Here is a 385-nt window from a genome sequence, read left to right on the forward strand (position 1 = left end):
CACATACGTTGTTTGGATTGTGCTTTTTTATGCCTTTCTGGTTTTATACTCATGGATTGTTCTCTGCAAACTCACCTATAGACCTATCACTGCAAACCATTATGGTTACCGGAAACAAGACACGCACTATGCCCATGCGGACTATGCCCAGAGTTTCTACCAACGGAACATGCGATGGTACAAGTCTGCTCAAGTGATTCAGTCGATTGCCACTGTGCTGACGATTCCACTCACGTCTGCTGTCTGCTCACATGCCGTGGTTGTCTATCTCCAACACTGCACTGGAGAGCAACCGCCAAATGTCACACTTCGACAAATGTTAGTGCTGACGGACAAGGGCTGGACAAGTATAGTGACCTTTTTTCACTTGGTGACAGGGAAATGG

1 protein-coding gene is annotated in these 385 nt (G+C 46.8%); it reads left to right on the forward strand.

Features of this window, described 5'->3' with window-relative positions; genetic code table 11:
• Positions 1–169 precede the first annotated feature (169 nt).
• A partial coding sequence (locus tag JS756_RS36325) for a hypothetical protein (RefSeq protein ID WP_205387524.1) occupies positions 170–385 on the forward strand: 216 nt, incomplete at its 3' end.

This window comes from Streptomyces actuosus (genome assembly GCF_016921115.1).
Taxonomy (GTDB): domain Bacteria; phylum Actinomycetota; class Actinomycetes; order Streptomycetales; family Streptomycetaceae; genus Streptomyces; species Streptomyces actuosus_A.